Raw genomic sequence first — 17,086 nt, 5'->3', positions numbered from 1 at the left:
AGGGGTTTATAGATGAGCGATATGCACTCGCTGCTGGTGGCGGCAATACTGGGTGTGGTCGAGGGATTGACGGAGTTTTTGCCGGTTTCCAGTACGGGCCATATGATTATTGTGGGCCATCTGCTGGGCTTTGAGGGGGATACCGCAAAGACATTCGAAGTGGTGATCCAGCTCGGTTCAATCCTGGCCGTGGTGGTGATGTTCTGGCGTCGTCTGTTTGGCCTGATTGGCATCCATTTTGGCCGACTGCCGCAGCGCGAAGGCGAGGGCAAAGGCCGTCTGACGCTGATTCATATCCTGCTCGGGATGATCCCGGCAGTGGTGCTGGGGCTGATATTCCACGACACCATCAAGTCGCTGTTTAACCCCATCAACGTGATGTACGCCCTGGTGGTCGGCGGCGTCCTGTTGATTGCGGCGGAACTGCTCAAACCTAAAACCCCGCGTGCGGAAGGTCTGGATGACATGACCTATCGTCAGGCGTTTATCATTGGCTGCTTCCAGTGTCTGGCGCTTTGGCCGGGCTTCTCCCGTTCAGGGGCGACCATTTCCGGCGGGATGCTGATGGGCGTGAGCCGCTATGCGGCGTCAGAGTTCTCTTTCCTGCTGGCGGTCCCGATGATGATGGGCGCCACCGCGCTGGACCTCTATAAAAGCATCGGCTTCCTGACTACCGGCGACATCCCGATGTTTGCCGTGGGCTTTATCACCGCCTTTATCGTGGCGCTGATTGCGATTAAAACCTTCCTGCAGCTGATTAAGCGTATCTCGTTCATTCCGTTTGCGATCTACCGCTTTATCGTCGCGGCTGCCGTGTACGTGGTCTTCTTCTGATGACCGACCGCCCTCAGTCCTTTGGCTGAGGGCAACGCGTTTCCTTCCAGGCTGCAACCGCCTCAATCCGCCGTTTCGTCAATTCTTCCCGAATAGCCGGGCCGGTAAATCCTGCCTCAACCACCTCTTTCGTCGGCACCGCTTTCGCCACGTTCCAGGCTTCGCGCAGCAGGCGCCCCTGCGGATAATCGCTGGCTTCAAACCCGGTACGCCCGCGCACGTCGGCCTCGCTGGTGAGCGCAATCTGCTCAACGCGCTGCGGTTTGCGCCAGGCGTCAATGTTGTCGAACAGCTTAACGATGGTGGCTGGCTTCAGGATCGGGAAGGTGTGGATCAGGTCGTGGAACTCCGCCACCAGTTTCGCCAGGTCGCGGATGTCGTTAGGCACGCGCAGGCGCTGGCAAAGCCCTTCAACCAGCTTCACCCCCGCCGGGCCGTGTCCGTGGTGGCGCGGCCACAACGCTTTCGGCGTTAGCCCCTTGCCGAGATCGTGACACAGGGTCGAGAAACGGACGTCAACCTCCGGGCTGAGCATGGCGGCCATGCTTAACGTCATCAGGGTATGCACGCCGGTATCAATTTCCGGGTGCCACTTCGCCGGCGCCGGAACGCCAAACAGCGCATCGATTTCCGGGAACAGCACCTTCAGGGCACCACAGTCGCGCAGGACCTGGAAAAAGACCTGCGGGTTGCGGGTGGTCAGCGCGTTTTCAGTCTCTTTCCAGACGCGTTCCGGCGTCAGGTGCGCAAGCTCGCCCGCCTCGGTCATAGCGGTCATCAGCGCCAGCGTTTCATCGGCAATGCGAAAGCTCAGGTGAGCATAGCGGGCAGCGAAACGCGCCACGCGCAGTACGCGCAGCGGATCTTCAGAAAATGCGGGAGAAACGTGGCGCAAGAGCCTATCGCGAAGATCGTTTTGGCCGCCGTAAACGTCGATGATCTGGCCGTGCTCGTCCTGTGCCAGGGCGTTAACGGTGAGGTCGCGGCGCAGTAAATCCTGCTCCAGGGTCACGTCCGGGGCGGCATAGCAGGTGAAGCCGGTATAGCCCGCGCCGGATTTTCGCTCCGTTCGCGCCAGAGCGTACTCTTCACGGCTTTTCGGATGGAGGAACACGGGAAAATCGCGGCCTACCTGCTGGTAGCCCGCGTCGAGCATCTCTTCTGGCGTGGCGCCGACCACAACCCAGTCTTTATCTTTGACCGGCAGAGCTAATAACGCATCACGAACCGCACCACCGACCAGATAACTCTTCACAGCCACACTCCCGTTTTTTCTTTTCGCAATATAATACGTAAGTGTGGCAGAGAAGACGAGTTAGTTCATCCAGCGGTCTTTGCGCTTGCGGCTTGGGATCAGCATTGGAAGCACCAGACCCAGCACCAGACCCACGCCCAGCACGCCGCCGCCATACATAAACCACTGCATGATGATGGTGCGCTGTTTGTCGTCAAGCTGCAAATTGGCGGCGTTCACTTTCTTCTGCGCGACAATCAGCTCGTTTTTCAGTTTCTGGTTTTCGTCCTTGAGCCCGCTGATCACGCTGTCGCTCTGCGCGACTTTCTGCTGCATCTCTGCGGTACGCTGGTTCCAGGTACTGTCGATGTTGTTCAGCTTATCGGTCAAGGTTTTCACCTGGTTTTCCAGGTCCGGCACGCGCGTGCGCAGGCTTGGCACGTTGCTCAGCTCTTTCAGCGGGATCCACGAGGTGCGGCCGGTGCTGTCGCGAACCTGGCCATAGTTGGTATCTGCATTGGTTTGTAACAGAACCACTTCCTCGCCGGCATTCACCGTGCCCACGAGGCGATAATTGTCTCCGGGGCCACTGCGTACCCAGGTGTTGAGTTCATCAGAAACGTAACGCTTTTCTTCAGCGTGCACCGCAGTTGCGGCACTAAAAGCGAGTAAAGTAAGTCCAATCAGGCGCAATTTAAGCATATCAGTCGTTATATTCATAAATAGTGGAACGATAGTAGTGGCATCAGTGTCTCTACGCAAAGGATTCATCATCAATCGGAATCATCTGTGTCCTGATTTCTACTGCTTTAAACTTTTACGCCCGTCAAATTGCTCATTGCATGGCAATTTGGCGCAAAATACTATGTACTGACAAACAAATGGCGAGGAAGTTCGCCTTCATTGACGCGTCTGTGACGCACGCAAAAGTACAAGGCTATGGCACAAGAAATCGAATTAAAGTTTATCGTCGAAAAAGACAGCGTTGACGCGCTTCGTCAGCATCTGCACACGCTTTCCGGCGAGCACCATGAACCGGTACAGCTGCTTAACATCTATTACGAAACGCCGGACAACTGGCTGCGCCAGCACGACATGGGGCTGCGCATCCGGGGAGCGGGCGGGCGCTATGAAATGACGATGAAAACCGCTGGCCGCGTGGTCGGCGGGTTACACCAGCGCCCGGAATACAATATTGATATCAGCAAGCCGGAACTTGAACTGGCGCGTTTCCCGGCCGAGGTATGGCCAGAGGGCGAGCTGCCGGCAACGTTAGCGGCGCAGGTGCAGCCACTGTTCAGCACCGATTTCTGGCGCGAAAAATGGCAGGTAACGGAAGGCAAAAGCCGCATAGAGATTGCCCTCGATCTGGGCGACGTGAAGGCGGGCGAATGGCAGGAGCCACTCTGCGAACTGGAGCTTGAGCTGTTAGAAGGTGACGCGAACGACGTGCTGAAGCTGGCACGTAAGCTGGTGAACCAGTCCGGCTTGCGTCAGGGCAGCCTGAGCAAGGCCGCACGCGGTTATCATCTGGCGGCCGGGAATGCGCCACGTACGGTAAAAGAGACGCCGATTTTACGCGTTGTGCCGAAAGCCAGCATCGAACAAGGCATGGAAGCGGCGCTGGAACTGGCGCTCTCCCAGTGGCTGTACCACGAAGAGCTGTGGGCGCGAAATGTCAAAAACGCGAAAACCCACGTCATGGCGGCTATCGGCCTGGTGCGTCATACGCTGGCGCTGTTCGGCGGTATCGTACCGCGTAAAGCAAGCGCTCACTTACGTGATCTGCTTACCCAAACCGAAGCGCTTATGCTCTCCGATGTGTCGGCACAAACGGCGCTCTATAGCCCACAGGCTGCCTCGGCCAAACTGGCGCTCACCGAGTTTCTGGTAACGCGCGGCTGGCGGACTTTCCTCGATGCAAAAGCGCAGACCAAAATCGCGGATAACTTTAAGCGCTTTGCGGATATTCATCTTTCGCGGCATGCTGCTGAGCTGAGAACCACGTTTGCCTACCCGCTGGGCGACCAGTACGGCGATCAGCTTCCGCGTCTGGCGCGTAATATCGACAGCATGTTGCTGCTGTCCGGTGCCTATGACGGCGTGAAAGCGCAGGCCTGGATGGGGAACTGGCAGGGGCTGAAGCAAGCCATCGAAAACCGCCAGCAGGTCGAGATTGAGCATTTCCGCAACGAGGCCATTTCGCAGGAGCCGTTCTGGCTGCACAGCGGAAAACGTTAATTCTGGCAAGGAACCCCCATCATGCCGCTTTCTTCGCAGTTACAGCAGCAGTGGCAGATTGTTTGCGAACGTCTGCCTGAGTCATTACCGCCGTCATCCCTAAGTGAGCAGGCGAAGTGCGTGCTTACCTTCAGTGATTTTGTGCAGGAGAGTGTCGCGGCGAATCCGGGCTGGCTGGCGGCGCTGGAAAGCGCGCCTCCGCAGGCGGAAGAGTGGCGGCAGTACGCCAGCTGGCTGCAAGCTGCGCTTGCAGACGTAGCGGATGAAGCCACGTTAATGCGCGTTCTGCGCCAGTTCCGCCGCCGGGTGATGGTGCGCATTGCCTGGGCCCAGGCGCTGGAGCTGGTCAGCGAAGAGAGTACGTTGCAGCAGCTCAGCGAGCTGGCGCAAACGCTGATTGTTGCCGCACGCGACTGGCTGTATGCCGCATGCTGTAAAGAGTGGGGCACGCCGTGCAACGAGGAAGGGGTTCCTCAGCCGCTGTTGATTCTGGGGATGGGGAAGCTTGGCGGATGCGAGCTGAACTTCTCCTCGGATATCGATCTGATCTTTGCCTGGCCTGAGAATGGGGCCACGCGCGGCGGGCGGCGCGAGCTGGATAACGCCCAGTTCTTTACCCGCCTTGGCCAGCGGCTGATTAAGGCGCTGGACCAGCCCACCCAGGATGGCTTTGTCTATCGCGTTGATATGCGTCTGCGGCCGTTCGGCGACAGCGGCCCGCTGGTGCTGAGCTTTGCCGCGCTGGAAGATTACTATCAGGAACAGGGGCGCGACTGGGAGCGCTACGCGATGGTGAAGGCGCGGATCATGGGCGACAGCGACGATGCCTATGCCAACGAACTGCGTGCCATGCTGCGCCCGTTCGTGTTCCGCCGCTACATCGACTTCAGCGTGATCCAGTCCCTGCGTAACATGAAGGGGATGATCGCCCGCGAAGTGCGCCGCCGTGGCCTGAAAGACAACATCAAGCTCGGCGCGGGCGGCATTCGTGAAATCGAATTTATCGTTCAGGTCTTCCAGCTTATCCGCGGTGGTCGTGAGCCGTCGCTGCAATCCCGCTCGCTGCTACCGACGCTGAGCGCCATCGAACAGCTTCACCTGCTGCCGGAGGGTGACGCGCAAACGCTGCGTGAGGCCTACCTGTTCCTGCGTCGGCTGGAAAACCTGCTGCAAAGCATAAACGACGAACAAACCCAGACCCTGCCGGGGGATGACCTTAACCGGGCGCGGCTCGCCTGGGGAATGCGCATGGAAGGCTGGGCGGCGCTCACCGAGAGGCTGGATGCCCACATGGCAGGCGTGCGTCGGATCTTTAACGATCTGATTGGCGACGACGAAGGGGAGTCGCAGGACGATGTGCTGTCCGAACACTGGCGCGAGCTGTGGCAGGATGCCCTCCAGGAAGATGACACCACGCCGGTGCTGGCGCATTTAAGCGATGACGACCGACACCGCGTGGTGGCGTTAATTGCCGATTTCCGTCTCGAACTGAACAAGCGCGCCATTGGCCCGCGCGGTCGCCAGGTGCTGGATCACCTGATGCCGCATCTGCTAAGCGACGTCTGCGCGCGCGCGGATGCCCCGGTGCCGCTGTCGCGAATGATGCCGCTCCTGAGCGGGATCATCACCCGCACCACCTATCTTGAACTGCTGAGCGAATTCCCCGGCGCGCTCAAGCATCTGATTTCGCTCTGCGCCGCGTCGCCGATGGTCGCCAACAAGCTGGCGCGTTATCCGCTGCTGCTGGACGAACTGCTCGATCCCAACACCCTTTACCAGCCCACGGCAACGGACGCCTACCGCGACGAACTGCGCCAGTATCTGCTGCGCGTGCCGGAAGAGGATGAAGAGCAGCAGCTGGAGGCGCTGCGTCAGTTTAAGCAGGCGCAGATGCTGCGTGTGGCGGCGGCCGATATCGCCGGAACGCTGCCGGTAATGAAAGTCAGCGACCACTTAACCTGGCTGGCGGAAGCGATGATTGATGCCGTCGTGCATCAGGCCTGGGTGCAGATGGTGGCACGCTACGGCCAGCCGAAACATCTGGCCGAGCGTGAAGGGCGCGGCTTTGCGGTGGTCGGCTATGGCAAGCTCGGCGGCTGGGAGCTGGGCTACAGCTCCGATCTTGATCTGATCTTCCTGCACGACTGCCCGGTAGACGTCATGACCGACGGCGAGCGTGAAATCGACGGGCGTCAGTTTTACCTACGACTGGCGCAGCGCATTATGCACCTGTTCAGCACGCGCACCTCGTCGGGCATTTTGTACGAGGTGGATGCGCGCCTGCGCCCGTCCGGCGCGGCGGGCATGTTGGTTACCTCCACGGACGCCTTTGCCGATTATCAGAAAAACGAGGCCTGGACGTGGGAACATCAGGCGCTGGTGCGCGCCCGCGTGGTCTATGGCGATCCGCAGTTAAAAACGCAGTTTGATCTCATCCGCAAGGAGGTCATGACCACTGTACGCGACGGCAGCACGCTGCAGACCGAGGTGCGCGAGATGCGCGAAAAAATGCGCGCGCATCTCGGCAATAAACACCGCGATCGCTTTGATATCAAAGCTGATGAGGGCGGAATTACCGATATTGAGTTTATTACCCAGTATCTGGTGCTGCTGCACGCCCACGCGAAGCCAAAGCTGACGCGCTGGTCCGATAACGTGCGCATTCTGGAACTGCTTGCGCAGAATGAGATTATGGATGAGCAGGAGGCGCAGGCACTGACCCGGGCCTACACCACGCTAAGGGATGCCCTGCATCACCTGGCGCTGCAGGAGCAGCCGGGCCATGTGGCGCTCGACCAGTTCGTCGACGAGCGGGCGCAGGTGACCGCCAGCTGGCAGAAGTGGCTGGTGGAACCGTGCGTAACAAAGCAAGTGTGATATTATCGCGCGCAAATTGTGAATCTTTCTGGAGTCAGGAATGAAAGTAACACTGCCAGAGTTTGAACGTGCTGGGGTTATGGTTGTCGGCGATGTGATGCTGGATCGCTACTGGTATGGGCCGACCAGCCGCATCTCCCCGGAAGCGCCCGTTCCGGTGGTAAAGGTCGACACCATTGAAGAGCGCCCCGGCGGCGCGGCAAACGTGGCGATGAACATTGCCTCTCTGGGCGCGCAGTCGCGTCTGGTTGGCTTAACCGGCATCGACGATGCGGCGCGTGCGCTGAGCAAGTCGCTGGCGGACGTGAACGTGAAGTGCGACTTTGTTTCTGTTCCCACCCACCCGACGATCACCAAGCTGCGGGTGCTGTCGCGCAACCAGCAGCTGATCCGCCTCGACTTTGAAGAAGGTTTCGAGGGCGTTGATCCCGAACCGCTGCATGAGCGCATCAACCAGGCGCTGGGCAATATCGGCGCGCTGGTGCTGTCCGACTACGCCAAAGGCGCGCTGGCAAGCGTGCAGACCATGATCCAGCTGGCGCGTAAAGCCAGCGTGCCGGTGCTGATCGACCCGAAAGGCACCGACTTTGAACGCTATCGCGGCGCAACGCTGCTGACGCCAAACCTCTCTGAGTTTGAAGCGGTGGCGGGCAAGTGCAAAACCGAAGAAGAGCTGGTTGAGCGCGGCATGAAAATCATCGCCGATTTCGAGCTGTCCGCGCTGTTAGTGACCCGTTCCGAACAGGGTATGACGCTGCTGCAGCCGGGCAAAGCACCGCTGCACATGCCGACGCAGGCGCAGGAAGTGTACGACGTGACCGGTGCCGGTGATACGGTGATCGGCGTGCTGGCGGCAACGCTGGCGGCGGGGAACTCCCTGGAAGAGGCCTGCTACTTTGCTAACGCGGCAGCGGGCGTGGTGGTGGGTAAACTCGGCACCTCTACCGTGTCGCCAATCGAGCTCGAAAACGCCGTGCGTGGCCGTGCCGACACCGGTTTTGGGGTGATGACCGAAGACGAGCTGAAGGTGGCCGTTGCCGCGGCGCGTAAGCGCGGTGAAAAAGTGGTGATGACCAACGGCGTGTTTGACATTCTGCACGCGGGCCACGTCTCGTATCTGGCGAATGCGCGTAAGCTCGGCGATCGCCTGATTGTGGCGGTGAACAGCGATGCGTCAACCAAACGTCTGAAAGGCGAAACGCGGCCGGTGAACCCGCTGGAGCAGCGCATGATTGTGCTCGGCGCGCTGGAAGCGGTGGACTGGGTGGTGTCGTTTGAGGAAGACACGCCGCAGCGCCTGATTGCAGGTATTTTGCCGGATCTGCTGGTGAAGGGCGGCGATTACAAGCCAGAGCAAATCGCGGGGAGCGAAGAGGTCTGGGCCAACGGCGGCGAGGTGATGGTGCTCAACTTTGAGGACGGGTGTTCAACCACCAACATCATTAAGAAGATCCAGAAAGACAGTCAGTAAAAAACGGGCCGTTTGGCCCGTTTTTTTATGTCGGGCGGCGCCTGCGCCTTACCCGACCTACGGTTCATCCAGGCCCGGTAAGGCGTAGCCGCCACCGGGCACAACAGGCCGCACTTATGCCTGATCGTCCACCGGCGGAATAGCCGGTGCCGGTTTCACTTCTTCCGGCGCGTTGCGGTTTTCCAGCTCGTTCAGACGTTGCTCCAGCAGCGCCAGCTTTTCGCGGGTGCGCAGCAGAACCTGCGTTTGCACGTCAAACTCTTCGCGGCTGACCAAATCAAGGCGGACCAACTGCGCCTGCAGCGTCTGGCGGATTTTCTTCTCAACGTCATCACCAAACTCACGAATGCCCTTCGGCATGGACTCATGAACCTGACGCGCAATTTGCTCAATTTTCTTCGGGTCAATCATTGTGGCTTCCCTTGGTAAAACGGTCTCAGAAACCATTGTAGCCTGTAAGTGCCGGGCATAAACAAGATTTGTTTGAAGCTTATGCATTGCCCAGGTTAATCAATAGCGTTATAGTTATCTCGCTTATTCTCAGGGCGGGGCGAAATTCCCCACCGGCGGTAAATCAGCGTCATGCTGAAAGCCCGCGAGCGCTTTGGGTGAACACTCAAAGGTCAGCAGATCCGGTGTAATTCCGGGGCCGACGGTTAGAGTCCGGATGGGAGAGAGTAACGATCCAGTCGGGCAAAGGCCCGCTCACGTTATCTTTTTGCCGCGTATACGGCGCTCCTAAGACTGCCCTGATTCTGGTAACCATATAGTTAATGAGGTTTTTTTACCATGAATCAGACGCTACTTTCCTCTTTTGGCACTTCAACTCAACGTGTTGAACATGCACTGGATGCACTGCGCGAAGGCCGCGGTGTGATGGTGCTTGACGATGAAAACCGTGAAAACGAAGGCGACATGATTTTTGCCGCTGAAAATATGACCGTAGAGCAGATGGCACTCACCATCCGTCACGGTAGCGGCATTGTCTGCCTGTGCATCAACGAAGACCGTCGCAAGCAGCTCGACCTGCCAATGATGGTTGAAAACAACACCAGCGCCTTTGGAACCGGCTTTACCGTGACCATCGAAGCGGCGCACGGCGTGACTACCGGTGTATCAGCGGCTGACCGTCTGACCACCGTGCGTGCTGCGATTGCCGATGGTGCGAAGCCATCCGATCTGCATCGCCCAGGCCACGTCTTCCCTCTGCGCGCGCAGGCGGGTGGCGTATTGACCCGCGGCGGCCATACCGAAGCCACCATCGACCTGGTGACCCTGGCAGGCTTCAAACCTGCAGGCGTGCTGTGCGAACTGACCAACGACGATGGCACCATGGCGCGCGCGCCAGAGTGCATCACCTTTGCCCGTCTGCATAACATGCCGGTGGTGACCATCGAAGATCTGGTTGAATACCGCCAGGCGCATGAGCGCAAAGCCAGCTGATAGGCGCAAACGTAACGATAAAAGCCGGGCGACCCCCGGCTTTTTTATTTTTAGTGGTAGTTAATCTTAAACAGCACGACGGTTTCAAAGGGGCCAGAGTCAATGGCTTTTCCCGCAACGGGCGAAAGCTCAGCGGTATAGGTCTGCTCAACCTGCAACGTGCTGCCCGTAAAATCGGCGTACTCATTATACTGGTTAAAGGTAAACGGCCGGGTGCCATCCAGGATCCGCAGCTTAAGCCCGTTGCCGATCAGCAGCGCGGTATCGTTATTGCTGAGGGAACCGTCGGTGTAAAACGACGAGTCCATCTTGAAGCCGTCCGAGCACTGGGCGTCCTGCACTTTGGTGGTTTTAACGGTGAACGTCCGGTTACGGGTACCCTGATTGACGATGTCGCGGGCGCTGAAGGAGCCAAAATCGATCTCCTGGTTTTCCGGGAAGATGCTAAACGTTGCCCCGCAGTCCAGAACGTTGATGTTATTCAGACCGTTCACGTGATATTTCAGGTTCTTCGCATCAGACAGCGTGTTCACGCCCCCCTTACCGTCGAACTGCACCAGTATGTAATCCCCGAGCGAGCTGACGTAGCCGTGCGGCGGCATGGTTTTGATTTTCACGTACAGGCGAAAACGCGCGATAAAATAGCGGCTGGTGTGTATGTCGTTAACATTGCCGGAACAGATGTAATGCTCCCAGCCCATGTCATGCAGCTGCGCGGGGGTATAGGTATTCAGGCTGTTGTTATCCAGACACTGATGGGTGTCAATTCCGGTTGGCTGCCCGGCTGCGTCATAGTCCGCGCCCTCATAGGTTACCCCCAGCTGGTAATAAGGATCCTCGCTGGATAAGTAGGGGTTCACCCACGCGTAAACGTCTTCGTTTGCATGGTTCGACGCGGTGTTGCGATCGCAGTACACCGGTATTTTAATATCGTCAGATTCCCAGATTTTTTGCCCCGGCTGTGCGTTGCTCGGTATGGAGAACGGCGCGATGGTTTTCGTCTGCTCAACCGGGCCGTTGGCCGTGCCCAGATAGCAGTTCAGCGCCAGGGCCTCCTTAAGCGGGACGAACAGCAGCAGGCTTAAAAACATAAGCTTAGCGAGTCTTTTCATCGCTCTCTACCTTGCGCTCGCTGAGCTTACACGCCGCCGCACCCGCGCAGCTGGCATCTACCTTGCGCAGCGCGCCGTAATCATCAATGTAACCGATGCTGTAGTAGCTGCCGTGGTAGCTGCCGGTGGAGGCGGAAGCAGTGGCAAACGGCGCAATCATCAGGCTGTCAAAACCCGGCAGCATGGTTTTTGCATCTTTACTGAGCCAGGCCAGCGTTATGTAGTAAGGCGTCGGGTTATGGAAGGTAAGCCCCTTAGCGGTCGCCGTGACCTCCATGCGCATTTCACTCTTCTCGCCCGCTTTTTTGGTGATGGCTTTAGGGCGCCAGAACAGCTTGATACGGCTTTGCATGGCAACCTGCATTACGCTGCGCTCCTCGCTGGCGTTGCTGCTTTTCGGCGGCACTTCGCGCAGGTTGAAGTAAAACAGCGACTCGCGATCGCCAGGAAGCTGGCTGACGCCCGCCTGCCTGACGATCCGCACCTGTGACGATGCGCCTGGTTCAATACGCTGGATGGGCGGGAGAGCCATAAAATGGCTGTCTTCCTTACGCCCGTTCTCGTCTTCAATCCAGGAGAGCGCGAGATACGGCAGAGATTTGCTCTGATTATCGATCTTCAGGCTGCTGGCTTTGTCGCTCTGTGGAAACACAATCCGGGTGCGATCCAGGTTGATCGCGGCGTGGGTCGTTAAGCTGGTGCCGATGAGCATCAGGCACAGAAGCTTTAAGGGTGAATGTTTCATCATGGGTTTCTTACCGGCATGGCAGCATCAGCTGCTTACTGTTTTCAAGGTGTGACGGCAACGAGAAGCGACACTGATTGTTGTCCCCCCAGGTCACCAGGAACTGTTGTTCAGGTTTAACGGCCCCGAGCCAGATGTGTCCTTCATCGGCCACAATGCCCACTTCCTGGCCACTCTCCTGCAGGAGAACCTGCGCGCCGAGAGGGGGAACGCCGGACGCGGTGCGCAGGACCCCGACGACATCGCTCCCCGCACGGGTGGCTATCTGGCGATAGCCTATGGCCCCTTCTGTCCATGTCGAGGTGGTGACCCGATTGTCCACATCGATCCCGTCCGGCAGGTTATTCATGTTGACCTGCACGTTAGACGGCGAGTAGCTGGAGAAGGACGGTAATACGCCTATGCCGAACGCGTTGGTTTCATCCCGGGACATATTCAGCGGAATGTTGCCAATACCGTCTGTGCTCACCATCACCCGGGGTTCATTGCCGTAGCTGCGACGATGCAGAGCGACGCCTTTCGCCGTGCCGGTTACGGAGCCGTTCCAGCTGGCGCTGAGAGAGTTATACTCATTCGCCTTGTAGCTTCCGGACACGTTGAGATCGCCAAGCGAAGAGTAGTGCTGGTAGTTACCGCTAAACTGCGCGCCCGCATCCGTTTTTTCGCTTTCCGTACCGGCGGACACGCCCCAGGTGTTATCCCGATCCGAGGTGTCGTACCAGGAGACGTTCTGGCTCAGGTTGTCATTGTTACGCAGGTCGTAGGTCAGACGATGGTCGCTATCCAGCGGAACGCTGAGGGAGAGATAAAACTGGTTATCGTCTTTTTGATCCTCGTAATGCGTTTTGCTTAACGAGACGGTTATCCCCATATTCTTCCAGCGACCCAGGTCAAAGTTATAACCTGCCGTGATGCTGCCGGTGGTGGACGGCGAGTCGTCCCACCAGGTCTGGCGTAACATGCTCAGATACACGTTGAGCGACAACGCCGGAATGTACTGGCTTGCCGTCACGCTCAGGGTCTGCTTTTCAGTCTGGTTGTCATCGTCGTCACGCTCTAGGAAGCGCGCGTAGCTCAGAAACTGCGGATCGGAATAACGATAGCTGGCGAGCGTGAGCTGGCTTCCCGTGGTATCGAACCGTTTGCTGTAGTTAAAGCGATAGCTGTACCCCGTCTGGCTGCGTTGATCGGGCAGCTGGCTGGTTGCCTGGGTGACGTCGAAGGAAATGGCGCCCAGGATATCCAGGTTTTGCCCGATACCTGCCGCAACGGAACGATAGCGATCGCCGTCCGCGAGGGTTCCGCCGTACAGCGACGTTTGCGACAGCACCCCCCAGGAGAACTCCCCGCTCATAAACGCACTGTCCTCGACGCTGTGTGAGGCATCTTCACGGGCTTTACCCGCTGCAAGCTTGTAGCGGATCTGGCCTTTACGCGTCAGGAACGGGACCGACGCCGCGGAAACCTGAAAGTTGCTGACGCGCCCGTCTTCTTCAGTAATTTTAACGTCCAGCGTGCCCTGAACGGACTGATTCAAATCCTGAATGACAAAGGGTCCGGGCGGAACTTTGGCCTGATAGATAACACGATCCGACAGCGAGACCGTCACCGTGGCGTTGGTCTGCGCGATGCCGGAAATTTGCGGCGCGTAGCCGCGAAGCGACCATGGCAGCATGCGTTCATCACTGATTAGCGACGCACCGGTGTAGGTGAAGGCATCAAAAATGGCGGACTGGAAATCGGTCTCACCGAGCGTGAGCTTCGCCCCTAAGGCGGGCAGCGGTCGGAACATATACACGCGTGAGAAGCGCCCGTCGTGCTCTGAACCTCCGTCGGTATGCGTCTGGTTATACTGGAAGTCACTGCGCAATCGCCATGCGCCCAGGTTCGCGCCTGCCGTGCCATAGGCGTTGGCGTTATCCGTGCTGGTGCCGCTGTTGGGCTGATAGTGGCTGGCAAACAGATTGTAATCCAGCAGGATGCCCGCGACGCCGTTATCCCAGGTCGACGGGGGCATCCAGTCGGTGGAACGATACTGAAGCCACGCTTGCGGAACCGTGACCTTTAAGGTCTGGGTTGCCTGTTCGAAGGTGAAGGTAATATCCGGAAGCGTGCTAAAATCCACGCAACCCTCGTTGACCGGGAGTTTCTGGCGTAATTTATCCTGCAAACCAAAGGTATCAGCAAGTTCTGAAGGAATACATACCTGAGCGGTATCATTGACCTCTTTCCAGGTTAGCTGCCAGCCATTTGTCAGTGGAATATCATTAATAGAAACGCTAACAAAATAGCGGCCGGGCGTGACGGATGTTTCATCTTTAAAACGGGACAGGTCAATGCCGCTTCGGAGATCTTTATCGATGGCATTGATATTAAATTCGGTGCCAGAGGCGACTTTCGTCATTAACAGGGCAGTAATGATGATTATCCATTGTGATTTATTGTTCATCATCCTGTTACTCGAGAGAATAAAAATACCGACTGATAAAATTCATCAGCCGGTTAAACGGTGATGCTGGCGTATTATTTGTACTGCAGGACGTAGTTGGCAGTCGCTTCAACCTGACCGGCTGTTGCAGTTGCACCGGTAGGAACTTCCATCTGCGCTTTAAAGTGCAGCACCTGAGTGTCTGAACCTGACTGCAGAGCAACTTCCTTTGCTGAGCCCAGCGTGATCTTGGTTTCGGCATTATCCAGCAGACGTACGCCAACGTTCTGCGCGCCATCGGCATAGGTGTTTGACATCAGGCTGGTGTCTGCCGCGTTGGTTGCGGTACTGGTGAATGTGACGTCCACTTTCGTGATTGGCGTGTCCGTCTCATCGCCTGGGTTATCCAGCTGGCAGTTCTGCAGGTTGATATCGACTGCAACCGGTGCTGATTTTCTGTTGGCATTGATCGTTGCGGTGGTCACTTCACCCAGATCAACTTCTTTATCAACGCTGTCTGGCGCAATGCTGCAAGGCGCATTAATCACCACGCCTTTAAATTTGATTTTCCCGGAACCCTGCTCACTCGCAAAGGCTGAGCCGGAGATGATGGTTGCCATGGAAATCGCTAACAGCGCTTTTTTAGCTAAGTGCATGAAAATATCCTTTTTCAAATTAATTCATCGTCTGAATGTTATTTCAGTAAACTTCGGTAAAAGTATAACGGTGTGGGAGGGGGGGATGCGATTAATCAAACTTAAATATTAATGTAGCGGCGTTAAATGTATTATCTTGAGTGATTGTGATGCTTGATTTTTGGAGGGTTTGTCTTTTTCTTTGCGCAAATTTCAATTAATTTATTGAGAATAATAATATCCAGTTTAAATATTGACTTTAGATAAAATAAAACAAAGAGATTATATTTTTTCGTTTAACTAATTTCTATTGCATATTTAGAGCGCCGCACGTATTCATAAAACGCAAGGGCCTCCATAGGGAAGCCCTGTCAGCTCAGCCAATCCCCGCCGCCTGGAGCAGCACCAGGCTTAACCCCATCACCGACATCCCGCACAGCACGCCGTAACTGGGATTGTTATTAGGGTCGATCTCTTTTGCCAGTGGCATAAGTTCATCGACAGAGAGCGCCACCATGATTCCGGCCACTGCCGCCATAATCGCGGCCATCACCACGGGTGAAATAAGGCTTCCCAGAATCAGCCACGCCAGCACGCCGCCGAGGATTTCGGCCAGGCCGGAGATGCCCGCCCAGAATACGGCCTTGCGTTTTGACCCCGTCGCCGCATAAACCGGCCCGGCAACGGCAAGTCCTTCAGGAATATTGTGTAAAGCCACCGCCAGCGCGATGCCGAACCCCAGTTCGAGGTTGTTGCTGGCAGTCACATAGGTGGCAACGCCTTCCGGGAAGTTATGCAGGCTGATACCCAGCGTCAGCAGAATCGCGGTGCGTTTGATCGTGCGCGGCTGTGGCCCGGCCTGTTTCTCCATCAAATCCTGGGGATGTGCATGGGGTAACAGGCGGTCGAGCGCAAAGTACCCCAGCAGGCCAAAGACGAACATGCCGTAACCCAGCACCGGCGACATGCCCTGAGTGGCCAGCGCTGCGGGTAACATTTCCATCAGGGAGATGAGCAGCATGATCCCGGCGGCGAAGCCGAGCGAAAAGGCCAGCACGCGGTTGGACGGCTTCTGGCCGAGTACGCCGAGAAACGCGCCAATGAAGGTGGCCGCGCCCGCAAGTAGGGTCAGAATCAAAGGCACTGACATCCCTCTCTCTCCTTATATTCAAATTTCCTGATGATGATCATCATGGTTATCTGGGTTCATCTTACCTGCATTACGCGTAATGTAGAGCCATCAACATGACACATTCTTTAAGGATAACACCATGAGTTCGCCTCGTATGCCAGCACTGTTTTTAGGCCATGGCAGCCCAATGAACGTTCTGGAAGACAACGTCTATACACGCGCCTGGCGTCAGCTGGGTGAGACGTTGCCGCGCCCGAAAGCCATTGTGGTGGTATCTGCTCACTGGTTCACCCGGGGCACCGGCGTGACCGCGATGGAAACCCCCAAAACGATCCACGATTTTGGCGGTTTCCCGCAGGCGCTGTACGACACGCACTATCCGGCACCCGGCTCGCCTGAGATGGCACAGCGGCTGGTAAATTTACTCGCGCCCGTTCCTGTTGCCCTGGACAAAGAGGCCTGGGGCTTTGACCACGGCTCATGGGGCGTGCTGATTAAGATGTACCCGGATGCCGACATCCCAATGGTGCAGCTGAGCATCGACAGCACCAAACCGGCGGCGTGGCATCTTGAGATGGGCCGTAAGCTTGCGGCGCTGCGTGATGAAGGCATCATGCTGATCGCCAGTGGTAACGTGGTGCATAACCTGCGCACGGCGCGCTGGCACGGTGAGAACACGCCGTATCCGTGGGCAACATCCTTTAATGACTATGTGAAAGCGAACCTGACCTGGCAAGGCCCGGTTGAACAGCACCCGCTGGTCAACTATCTGGATCACGAAGGCGGATCGCTCTCTAACCCGACGCCAGAACACTTCCTGCCGCTGCTGTATGTCTTAGGCGCATGGGACGCAGAGGAGCCGGTGACCGTCCCGGTCGATGGCATTGAGATGGGCAGTATCAGTATGTTGTCGGTGCAGGTAGGGTGAAAAATG

General features: G+C 57.2%; 14 protein-coding genes and 1 riboswitch. Of the genes, 6 read left to right on the top strand and 8 right to left on the bottom strand.

Going from position 1 to position 17,086, the window contains the following annotated elements:
* Positions 1-12 precede the first annotated feature (12 nt).
* A complete protein-coding gene (gene bacA, locus FFS28_RS18385; RefSeq protein ID WP_058610738.1) occupies positions 13-834 on the top strand; it encodes an undecaprenyl-diphosphate phosphatase in 822 nt (273 codons plus the stop codon).
* A gap of 13 nt (positions 835-847) precedes the next feature.
* Here bacA and FFS28_RS18380 read toward each other — a convergent pair whose 3' ends face one another.
* Positions 848-2,089 (bottom strand): multifunctional CCA addition/repair protein, encoded by a 1,242-nt coding sequence (locus FFS28_RS18380; protein WP_137903658.1) that lies wholly within the window; start codon positions 2,087-2,089, stop codon positions 848-850.
* 60 nt (positions 2,090-2,149) lie between these two features.
* A complete protein-coding gene (locus FFS28_RS18375) occupies positions 2,150-2,770 on the bottom strand; it encodes a TIGR04211 family SH3 domain-containing protein (protein ID WP_042322026.1) in 621 nt (206 codons plus the stop codon).
* Between the two features lie 237 nt (positions 2,771-3,007).
* Here FFS28_RS18375 and FFS28_RS18370 point away from each other — a divergent pair, with 237 nt between their 5' ends.
* From FFS28_RS18370 to hldE, 3 genes are read left to right on the top strand one after another with little or no spacing between them, the layout of a single operon-like run.
* Entirely contained in the window at positions 3,008-4,309 is a 1,302-nt protein-coding gene (locus tag FFS28_RS18370; RefSeq protein WP_137903657.1) for a CYTH domain-containing protein, read from the top strand.
* Positions 4,310-4,330: 21 nt separating this feature from the next.
* A complete protein-coding gene (gene glnE / locus FFS28_RS18365) occupies positions 4,331-7,186 on the top strand; it encodes a bifunctional [glutamate--ammonia ligase]-adenylyl-L-tyrosine phosphorylase/[glutamate--ammonia-ligase] adenylyltransferase (protein ID WP_137903656.1) in 2,856 nt (951 codons plus the stop codon).
* A 40-nt stretch (positions 7,187-7,226) separates the two neighbouring features.
* Entirely contained in the window at positions 7,227-8,657 is a 1,431-nt protein-coding gene (hldE, locus tag FFS28_RS18360) for a bifunctional D-glycero-beta-D-manno-heptose-7-phosphate kinase/D-glycero-beta-D-manno-heptose 1-phosphate adenylyltransferase HldE (protein ID WP_045404039.1), read from the top strand.
* Between the two features lie 114 nt (positions 8,658-8,771).
* Here hldE and ubiK read toward each other — a convergent pair whose 3' ends face one another.
* Entirely contained in the window at positions 8,772-9,068 is a 297-nt protein-coding gene (ubiK, locus tag FFS28_RS18355; RefSeq protein WP_042322022.1) for a ubiquinone biosynthesis accessory factor UbiK, read from the bottom strand.
* A gap of 121 nt (positions 9,069-9,189) precedes the next feature.
* Positions 9,190-9,340, top strand: a riboswitch (FMN riboswitch).
* Between the two features lie 106 nt (positions 9,341-9,446).
* Between ubiK and ribB the strand changes: the two genes are divergently transcribed.
* Complete coding sequence (gene ribB / locus FFS28_RS18350; RefSeq protein ID WP_023309208.1) at positions 9,447-10,100, top strand: 3,4-dihydroxy-2-butanone-4-phosphate synthase; 654 nt, start codon at positions 9,447-9,449, stop codon at positions 10,098-10,100.
* 50 nt (positions 10,101-10,150) lie between these two features.
* Here ribB and FFS28_RS18345 read toward each other — a convergent pair whose 3' ends face one another.
* From FFS28_RS18345 to zupT, 5 genes are all read right to left on the bottom strand, one after another.
* The gene (locus FFS28_RS18345; RefSeq protein WP_137903655.1) at positions 10,151-11,212 is read right to left on the bottom strand and encodes a fimbrial protein; all 1,062 of its coding nucleotides are present in this window, start codon (positions 11,210-11,212) and stop codon (positions 10,151-10,153) included.
* Positions 11,196-11,957, bottom strand: a complete 762-nt coding sequence (locus FFS28_RS18340) for a fimbrial biogenesis chaperone (RefSeq protein WP_137903680.1) — start codon at positions 11,955-11,957, stop codon at positions 11,196-11,198. Before FFS28_RS18340 ends, FFS28_RS18345 begins: the two co-directional genes overlap by 17 nt.
* 10 nt (positions 11,958-11,967) lie before the next feature.
* Complete coding sequence (locus FFS28_RS18335) at positions 11,968-14,406, bottom strand: fimbria/pilus outer membrane usher protein (protein ID WP_137903679.1); 2,439 nt, start codon at positions 14,404-14,406, stop codon at positions 11,968-11,970.
* Between the two features lie 74 nt (positions 14,407-14,480).
* On the bottom strand, positions 14,481-15,041 hold the full coding sequence (locus tag FFS28_RS18330) for a fimbrial protein (protein WP_137903654.1): 561 nt from the start codon (positions 15,039-15,041) through the stop codon (positions 14,481-14,483).
* A gap of 355 nt (positions 15,042-15,396) precedes the next feature.
* Positions 15,397-16,170: a zinc transporter ZupT gene (zupT, locus tag FFS28_RS18325; protein ID WP_006178577.1), complete on the bottom strand. Its 774-nt coding sequence runs from the start codon at positions 16,168-16,170 to the stop codon at positions 15,397-15,399.
* A 121-nt stretch (positions 16,171-16,291) separates the two neighbouring features.
* Between zupT and ygiD the strand changes: the two genes are divergently transcribed.
* Positions 16,292-17,080 (top strand): 4,5-DOPA-extradiol-dioxygenase, encoded by a 789-nt coding sequence (gene ygiD / locus FFS28_RS18320; RefSeq protein ID WP_137903653.1) that lies wholly within the window; start codon positions 16,292-16,294, stop codon positions 17,078-17,080.
* Positions 17,081-17,086 lie beyond the last annotated feature (6 nt).

Origin of the sequence: Enterobacter sp. 2VL, assembly GCF_005503595.1 — a bacterium.
Taxonomy (GTDB): domain Bacteria; phylum Pseudomonadota; class Gammaproteobacteria; order Enterobacterales; family Enterobacteriaceae; genus Enterobacter; species Enterobacter cancerogenus.
Note: the sequence above shows the minus strand (reverse complement) of the source record. Positions and strands in the feature narration are given on the sequence as shown.

Bases quoted from the DNA above. Each gene is read 5' to 3' on its own strand.
- hldE (WP_045404039.1), top strand. From the start codon at position 7,227: ATGAAAGTAACACTGCCAGAGTTTGAACGTGCTGGGGTTATGGTTGTC.
- FFS28_RS18335 (WP_137903679.1), bottom strand. From the start codon at position 14,406: ATGAACAATAAATCACAATGGATAATCATCATTACTGCCCTGTTAATG.
- bacA (WP_058610738.1), top strand. From the start codon at position 13: ATGAGCGATATGCACTCGCTGCTGGTGGCGGCAATACTGGGTGTGGTC.
- FFS28_RS18370 (WP_137903657.1), top strand. From the start codon at position 3,008: ATGGCACAAGAAATCGAATTAAAGTTTATCGTCGAAAAAGACAGCGTT.
- FFS28_RS18340 (WP_137903680.1), bottom strand. From the start codon at position 11,957: ATGAAACATTCACCCTTAAAGCTTCTGTGCCTGATGCTCATCGGCACC.
- ygiD (WP_137903653.1), top strand. From the start codon at position 16,292: ATGAGTTCGCCTCGTATGCCAGCACTGTTTTTAGGCCATGGCAGCCCA.
- FFS28_RS18330 (WP_137903654.1), bottom strand. From the start codon at position 15,041: ATGCACTTAGCTAAAAAAGCGCTGTTAGCGATTTCCATGGCAACCATC.
- ubiK (WP_042322022.1), bottom strand. From the start codon at position 9,068: ATGATTGACCCGAAGAAAATTGAGCAAATTGCGCGTCAGGTTCATGAG.
- FFS28_RS18375 (WP_042322026.1), bottom strand. From the start codon at position 2,770: ATGCTTAAATTGCGCCTGATTGGACTTACTTTACTCGCTTTTAGTGCC.
- zupT (WP_006178577.1), bottom strand. From the start codon at position 16,170: ATGTCAGTGCCTTTGATTCTGACCCTACTTGCGGGCGCGGCCACCTTC.
- glnE (WP_137903656.1), top strand. From the start codon at position 4,331: ATGCCGCTTTCTTCGCAGTTACAGCAGCAGTGGCAGATTGTTTGCGAA.
- ribB (WP_023309208.1), top strand. From the start codon at position 9,447: ATGAATCAGACGCTACTTTCCTCTTTTGGCACTTCAACTCAACGTGTT.
- FFS28_RS18345 (WP_137903655.1), bottom strand. From the start codon at position 11,212: ATGAAAAGACTCGCTAAGCTTATGTTTTTAAGCCTGCTGCTGTTCGTC.